The organism is Cobetia sp. (genome assembly GCF_983723665.1).
Window position 1 is genome coordinate 24997 of the sequence record NZ_CFDJES010000014.1, and the last position, 7530, is coordinate 32526.

General features: G+C 63.5%; 5 protein-coding genes. 1 reads left to right on the forward strand and 4 read right to left on the reverse strand.

The window, feature by feature from the left end; genetic code table 11:
* Positions 1 to 2: 2 nt before the first annotated feature.
* From greA to dapB, 4 genes are all read right to left on the reverse strand, one after another.
* Positions 3 to 479 (reverse strand): transcription elongation factor GreA, encoded by a 477-nt coding sequence (gene greA, locus AC4FAH_RS02990; protein WP_043333374.1) that lies wholly within the window; start codon positions 477 to 479, stop codon positions 3 to 5.
* Complete coding sequence (gene carB, locus AC4FAH_RS02995; protein WP_043333371.1) at positions 476 to 3706, reverse strand: carbamoyl-phosphate synthase large subunit; 3231 nt, start codon at positions 3704 to 3706, stop codon at positions 476 to 478. Before carB ends, greA begins: the two co-directional genes overlap by 4 nt.
* A gap of 67 nt (positions 3707 to 3773) precedes the next feature.
* Positions 3774 to 4919, reverse strand: a complete 1146-nt coding sequence (gene carA / locus AC4FAH_RS03000; protein ID WP_288988606.1) for a glutamine-hydrolyzing carbamoyl-phosphate synthase small subunit — start codon at positions 4917 to 4919, stop codon at positions 3774 to 3776.
* A gap of 601 nt (positions 4920 to 5520) precedes the next feature.
* A complete protein-coding gene (gene dapB / locus AC4FAH_RS03005) occupies positions 5521 to 6327 on the reverse strand; it encodes a 4-hydroxy-tetrahydrodipicolinate reductase (RefSeq protein ID WP_043333367.1) in 807 nt (268 codons plus the stop codon).
* 211 nt (positions 6328 to 6538) lie between these two features.
* Here dapB and AC4FAH_RS03010 point away from each other — a divergent pair.
* Positions 6539 to 7530: esterase-like activity of phytase family protein (locus AC4FAH_RS03010; protein ID WP_490245629.1), on the forward strand; the 992-nt coding region annotated here is incomplete at its 3' end.

Below are 7530 nucleotides of genomic sequence, written 5' to 3' on the forward strand. Positions count from 1 at the left end.
CTTCAGATGTGATGCACTTCGGAGATTTCATACTCCACATCGCCACCCGGGGTACGCACGACCACGACATCCCCTTCTTCCTTGCCGATCAGCGCACGCGCGATCGGAGAGGTGACGGAGATCTTGCCGTCCTTGATGCTGGCTTCATCTTCGCCAACGATGCGATAGCGCACTTCGCTATCGTCATCGAGGTTCATCAGGTCGACCGTGGTGCCGAAGATCACCTTGCCGGTCTTCGGCAACTTGGTGACGTCGATCACCTGGGACATGGAGAGCTTGGACTCGATCTCCTGGATACGACCCTCGATGAAACCCTGCTGTTCACGCGCGGCGTGGTACTCGGCATTCTCCTTGAGATCGCCGTGCTCACGGGCTTCCGCGATGTCAGCGATGACCCGGGGACGCTCAGTGCCCTTTAAGTGCTCGAGCTCCTTGCGAAGGCGGTCTTCGCCTTCGACGGTCATCGGACTTCTACTCATATCATGACTCCTGCATGCATATCCTGGAGACGACGGACCTTGACGTCGTTGCCGTAGGCAAGCGCCATGCACACGGCATTGGCACCCGCCAGCGTCGTGGCGTAGGGCACCTTGTGCGCCAGCGCCGTGCGACGGATCACGGACGAGTCATTGATGGCCTGACGTCCCTCTGTGGTGTTGACGATATAGGCGATCTCGCCGTTCTTGATCATGTCGACGATATGCGGCCGCCCTTCGAACACCTTGTTGACGGGTTCAACCTCGAGGCCGGCAGCGGCGATCACCTCTGCCGTGCCACGGGTAGCACAAAGCGTAAAGCCTAATGTTACCAGAGAGCGGGCCACCTCGATAACGCCCGCCTTGTCGAACTCACGCACGGACAGGAAGGCCTTGCGATCGCCAGCCAGGGTCGGGATGGCTTCACCGGCACCCAGCTGCGCCTTGTAGAAGGCTTCCGCGAAGGTATCGCCGGAGCCCATCACTTCGCCGGTGGACTTCATTTCCGGCGACAGGATCGGGTCGACCCCCGGGAACTTGGCGAACGGCAGCACCGCTTCCTTCACACTGTAGAAGGTCGGCACGATTTCCTGGGTGAAACCGATCTCTTCCAGGGTCTGGCCGGCCATGCAGCGTGCGGCGATCTGCGCCAGCGACTGGCCGATGCACTTGGAGACGAACGGCACGGTACGTGAAGCGCGCGGGTTGACCTCGATGACGTAGATCACGCCATCCTGCCAGGCCAGCTGCACGTTCATCAGGCCGACGACGTTGAGTTCCAGCGCCATGCGCTTGACCTGCTCGCGCATCTCTTCCTGGACGTCTGCCGGCAGCGAGTACGGCGGCAGGGCGCACGCGGAGTCACCGGAGTGGATACCGGCCTGCTCGATGTGCTGCATGATGGCGCCGATCACGACCTGCTTGCCGTCGGACACCGCGTCGATGTCGACCTCGATGGCCGCGTTCAGGAAGTGGTCCAGCAGCACCGGCGAGTCATTGGAGACCTTGACCGCGTGGGTCATGTAGTTCTCGAGCTCGGCGGCGGAGTAGACGATTTCCATCGCGCGGCCGCCCAGCACGTAGCTCGGGCGCACCACCAGCGGGTAACCGATGACCTCGGCCTTGACGAAGGCTTCCTCGAAGCTGCGCGCGGTGGCGTTTTCCGGCTGGATCAGACCGAGCTTCTCGATCATCTGCTGGAAACGCTCGCGGTCTTCGGCGCGGTCGATGGCGTCCGGCGTGGTGCCGATGATCGGCACACCGGCGGCTTCGAGCTCACGCGCCAGCTTCAGCGGCGTCTGGCCACCGAACTGGACGATGACACCGACCGGCTGTTCCTTGTCGGCGATCTCCAGCACGTCTTCCAGGGTGACCGGCTCGAAGTAGAGGCGATCGGAAGTGTCGTAGTCGGTCGAGACCGTTTCCGGGTTGCAGTTGACCATGATGGTCTCGTAGCCGTCCGCGCGCATGGCGAGGGAGGCGTGGACACAGCAGTAGTCGAACTCGATGCCCTGACCGATACGGTTCGGACCGCCACCCAGCACCATGATCTTCTTCTTGTCGCTGACTTCCGCCTCGCACTCTTCCTCATAGGTGGAGTACATGTAGGCGGTGTCGGACGCGAATTCGGCGGCACAGGTGTCGACGCGCTTGTAGACCGGACGGATGCCCTGCTTCTGACGGTGCTTGCGGAAGGCCTTCTCGGACACGCCCATCAGACGCGCCAGGCGCGCATCGCTGAAACCCTTGCGCTTGAGACGGAACAGACGATCAGCGTCCATCTCGCCCAGCGAGCTTGCGGCCACTGCGCCTTCCTGAGCGATCAGGTCGGCCAGCTGCACCAGGTACCAGCGGTCGATGTTGGTGAGGCGGAAGATCTCTTCGATATCGAGACCGGCACGCATGGCATCGGCGATGTAGAAGATACGCTCGGCACCGGCGGCCTGCAGCTCGCCCTTGATACGCGCCATGTTCTCGTCGCTGAAGTTCTCGACGATCGGGTCGAGACCGTCAACGCCGGTCTCCATGCCACGCAGCGCCTTCTGCAGGGATTCCTGGAAGGTACGGCCGATGGCCATGACTTCGCCGACCGACTTCATCTGCGTGGTCAGGCGGTCATTGGCCTGCGGGAACTTCTCGAAGGTGAAGCGCGGAATCTTGGTGACGACGTAATCGATGGACGGCTCGAAGGACGCCGGCGTCTTGCCACCGGTGATGTCGTTCTGCAGCTCGTCCAGGGTGTAGCCGACGGCCAGCTTGGCGGCGATCTTGGCGATCGGGAAACCGGTCGCCTTGGAAGCCAGTGCCGAGGAACGCGACACACGCGGGTTCATCTCGATCACGACCATGCGGCCAGTGTCCGGACAGATGCCGAACTGGACGTTGGAACCGCCGGTCTCCACGCCGATCTCACGCAGAACGGCCAGCGATGCATCACGCATCAGCTGGTATTCCTTGTCGGTCAGGGTCTGGGCCGGGGCGACGGTGATGGAGTCGCCGGTGTGCACGCCCATCGGGTCGAAGTTCTCGATGGCACAGACGATGATGCAGTTGTCGTTCTTGTCACGAACGACCTCCATCTCGTATTCCTTCCAGCCCAGCAGCGATTCGTCGATCAACAGCTCGCGGGTCGGCGACAGCTCGAAGCCGCGATGGCAGATCTCTTCGAATTCTTCACGGTTGTACGCCACGCCGCCGCCGGAACCGCCCATGGTGAAGCTGGGACGGATGATGGACGGGAAGCCCAGCTCGGCCTGGATTTCCCAGGCTTCTTCCATGGAGTGCGCGACCTTGGCCTTCGGGCACGCCAGACCGATCTTCTTCATCGCCTTGTCGAAGCGATCACGGTCTTCGGCCTTGTCGATGGTGTCGGCGTTGGCGCCGATCATCTCGACACCGTACTGCTCGAGCACGCCTTCGCGCTCCAGCGCCAGCGCACAGTTCAGCGCGGTCTGGCCGCCCATGGTCGGCAGGATGGCGTCCGGGCGCTCCTTCTCGATGATGCGCGCCACGGTTTCCCAGGTGATCGGCTCGATGTAGGTCGCATCGGCCATCACCGGGTCGGTCATGATGGTTGCCGGGTTGGAGTTGACCAGGATGACCCGGTAACCCTCTTCACGCAGGGCCTTGCAGGCCTGTGCGCCGGAATAGTCGAACTCGCACGCCTGGCCGATGACGATGGGGCCGGCGCCGATGATCAGGATGCTTTTCAGGTCTGTACGTTTCGGCATGTCTCTTCCCGCAATGATCTGGTGACTGAACTCAACGATGGATCAGGCCCTCGGGCCTGCGCTCGGCTCAGCGTCGCGCGCGCATCATCTCGATGAAACGATCGAACAGCGGGGCGACGTCCTGCGGGCCGGGACTGGCTTCCGGGTGACCCTGGAAGCTGAAGGCCGGGCGGTCGGTGCGCTCGATGCCCTGCAGGCTACCGTCAAACAGCGACTTGTGGGTCGCGCGCAGGCTGCTCGGCATGCCCGCTTCATCCACTGCGAAGCCGTGGTTCTGGCTGGTGATCATCACCACACCGCTGTCGAGGTCCTGCACCGGGTGGTTGGCACCATGGTGACCGTGGCCCATCTTGACCGTAGTCGCACCGGAGGCCAGTGCCAGCAGCTGGTGACCCAGGCAGATGCCGAAGACCGGCGTGTCGGTCTCGAGCACTTCACGAATCGCGGTGATGGCGTAGTCGCAGGGCTCGGGGTCGCCCGGGCCGTTGGACAGGAAGACGCCATCCGGATTGAGCGCCAGCACCTCGGCGGCAGGCGTCTGCGCCGGCACGACGGTCAGGCGGCAGCCGCGGGAGGCCAGCATGCGCAGGATGTTGTGCTTGACGCCGTAGTCGTAGGCGACCACGTGGAAGGGACGCTCGGACTCACGGGTATCGGCGTAGCCTTCGCCCAGTGTCCATTCGCCTTCGTGCCACTCGAACTGCTCGCTGCAGGAGGCTTCCTTGGCCAGGTCCATGCCCTTCAGACCCGGGAAGGCGCGTGCCGCTTCCAGCGCGCGCTCGACGACGTCATCACCCTGGGCATCTTCACCGGCGAGGATGGCACCGTTCAGGGAGCCCTTCTCGCGCAGGATGCGCGTCAGGCGACGCGTGTCGATATCAGCGATGCCGACGACATTCTCGTCGCGCAGGTACTGATCGAGGGAGCGAGTGGAACGGAAGTTGCTGGCCAGCAGCGGGAGGTCGCGAATGACCAGGCCGGCGGCTGCGACGCTGTCGGACTCGGTGTCCTCGTCGTTGATGCCGGTATTGCCGATGTGCGGATACGTCAGAGTGACGATCTGTCGGGTGTAGGAGGGATCGGTCAGGATTTCCTGGTAGCCGGTCATGGCAGTGTTGAACACTACCTCGCCGCTGGTCTGCCCATCAGCACCGATGGCGCTGCCGTGAAATACACTGCCGTCTTCCAAGGCCAGTATCGCGGGTTTGATCAACGCAACGTCCTCCCCATAGTGTCCACTTTCCTGCCCGGAATCCGCGGTCGAACACCGGACATGCTGCTTGATTATCGTGCTCGGCATTCGCCGAGCCTGTGTCCCGCTGCCGACTTCTGCCAGGTGCCTGTCACTGGACAGACGCGCGCCAGAAGCGGCAAATTCAGGTTGCAAAAAAGCGGGACGAAACCGAAAAATCAGGTTTCATCCCGCTTGTTATCATTCTTCGGAATGCTGCTGGCCCGAGCGCTGCCAAAACGGCAACCAATAGGGCGGCCAAGAACGTGGCCAAATTGGGTAGAGATTACCGGAATCCTTGAGTGCTGACCACCCCGCGCATGCCCCGCCAGCAGGCGACAAGGCCCACGATACGGTCGTTTCGTCGCCGCGGTCAGCTTGACGAAACCCTTGGCCGAGCCGGGACACTGCACAGCGCTTGTAAAGCGAAGCAGTCCAGCGGCGCAAGGCGGCCAGAATGGCTCACGCGTGCGCCGCATCCTGCCCACCGAGACAGCTTTCAAGAAATTCTCCTGAATGTCGCCAGACTGTCATCTCAGCGCTTGGCTCTCCATTCCGCTCCCCACTTTGCTCTCTACTTCGCTCACTTGAGTCCCAGCACATCCTGCATGTCATAGCGGCCGACTTCGCGCCCTGACAGCCATTCGGCCGCGCGTGCCGCGCCCTTGGCGAAGGTCATGCGGCTCGACGCCTTGTGGGTGATCTCGATGCGCTCGCCTTCGGTGGCGAACATCACGGTGTGCTCACCGACGATGTCACCGGCACGCACGGTGGCGAAGCCGATTTCCTTGTCGGTACGCGGGCCGCACTGACCTTCACGCGCGAAGACACCGTGGGTGGCGAGATCACGCCCGATGGAATGTGCCACGGCCTCGCCCATCGCCAGCGCCGTGCCGGACGGGGCATCGACCTTGTGACGGTGGTGCGCCTCGATGATCTCGATGTCATAGCCGGCATCGCCCAGGGCACGCGCGGCGGTTTCCAGCAGCTTGAGGGTCAGGTTGACGCCGGAGCTCATGTTGGCCGCGAACACGAAGGGCACGCTGTCACGGTAGCCATCCAGCTGCTCGAGCTGCTCCGGCGTGAAACCGGTCGTGCCGATCACCATGCGCTTGCCGTGCTCAGCGCACAGCGCCAGGTTGGCCAGTGTCACCTGCGGTGCGGTGAAGTCGATCACCACATCGAAGTCATCCACCACGGCAGCCAGACTGTCGCTGGCGACCACGCCCAGACGGCCCTGACCGGCCAGCTCACCGATGTCGACGCCCGCCAGGGAGCTGCCGGATTCGACGATGCCCGCCGCCAGCGTCAGACCTTCCACTGCACCGACGGCCTCGACCAACGTGCGTCCCATGCGTCCGGCGACGCCCATGATTGCGATACGGGTCATGCTGACTCCTGCCTGTTGTGGGTCTTGAGGGTGACAGCCCGCGAGCATGCCCCGAGCGTGCCACCTATGCTGTGGCCACGAGTATATCAGCCGCCTGCAGCGTTGGCTGACGTCATGTATTTGTGCCGGTTACGCGCTAGAGTAGCCTCGTACCAGGTTGTCTCCTGTTGATCGTCATTTTTCTCATCACCGCTCAGTCTCCGGAGTCAGCATGCCTGCACGCCAATCCCCCACCTCGCGCCGCTGGCGCATGCTCCAGACCCTCGCTGTCACCACGGTGCTCGCCGGCCTGTTGAGCGCCTGCGGCGTTCACCCGCGCCCCTACACGCTGGCATCGCCGGAACAGAAGAGCGAGTTCCCGGAAATCCAGTGGTGCGGCACGCTCAGGCTGCCGGGCAAATGGCTGGATGACACCCCCGTCGGGGGCCTGTCGGACATCGGCTGGGACCAGGACGAGTCACTGCTGTATGCCGTGTCGGACCGCGGCTGGCTGCATCGTCTGCGACTCGCCTTCCGTCACGGTGAACTGGTCGGGGCCAAGGCGCTCAATACCTACACCCTGCGCGACGAGACCGATGTCTCGCTGCGCGGCGCCCTCAGTGATGCCGAGGGCCTGCAGCTGCTGCGCGCGAACAATGACCGCCGCGGCGATTCCCGCCTGGTGATCAGCTTCGAGCAGCAGCCACGCGTCGAGCACTTCCTGCCCAGCGGCCTGGCCGTCAGCGAGCCCTTCACCCCGATGGGCGCGCGCGGCGCGGCGCCCAACAACGGCATGGAAGCCCTGACCCTGCACCCGGAATACGGCATGCTCGCCGGACTGGAAGCCACGCCGGAGGGCATGAGCGAGGGCATGACGCGCATCTTCAGCCTCGACGACAAGCACGAGTGGAGCTACCCGCTGGCCAGCGACACCGGCTCGAGCCTGACCGCGATGGAGATGCTGCCCGACGGTGACATGCTGATGCTGGAGCGCGCCTTCTCGCCGCCCTTCCCGCTGGTGATCAGTCTGCGCCGCGCGCATCTCGGTGAGCCCGGCACCCAGGCCGAGGTGCGCACCCTGGCACGCCTGTCGAGCGGCGATGGCTGGTCGCTGGACAACTTCGAAGGGCTGACGCATCTGGAAGGCAATCGCTTCCTGATGATCTCGGATGACAACTTCAGCAGCTTCCAGACCACGCTGCTGAGCTGCTTTGCCGTCATCGA

Bases quoted from the DNA above. Each gene is read 5' to 3' on its own strand.
- greA (WP_043333374.1), bottom strand. From the start codon at position 479: ATGAGTAGAAGTCCGATGACCGTCGAAGGCGAAGACCGCCTTCGCAAG.
- carB (WP_043333371.1), bottom strand. From the start codon at position 3,706: ATGCCGAAACGTACAGACCTGAAAAGCATCCTGATCATCGGCGCCGGC.
- dapB (WP_043333367.1), bottom strand. From the start codon at position 6,327: ATGACCCGTATCGCAATCATGGGCGTCGCCGGACGCATGGGACGCACG.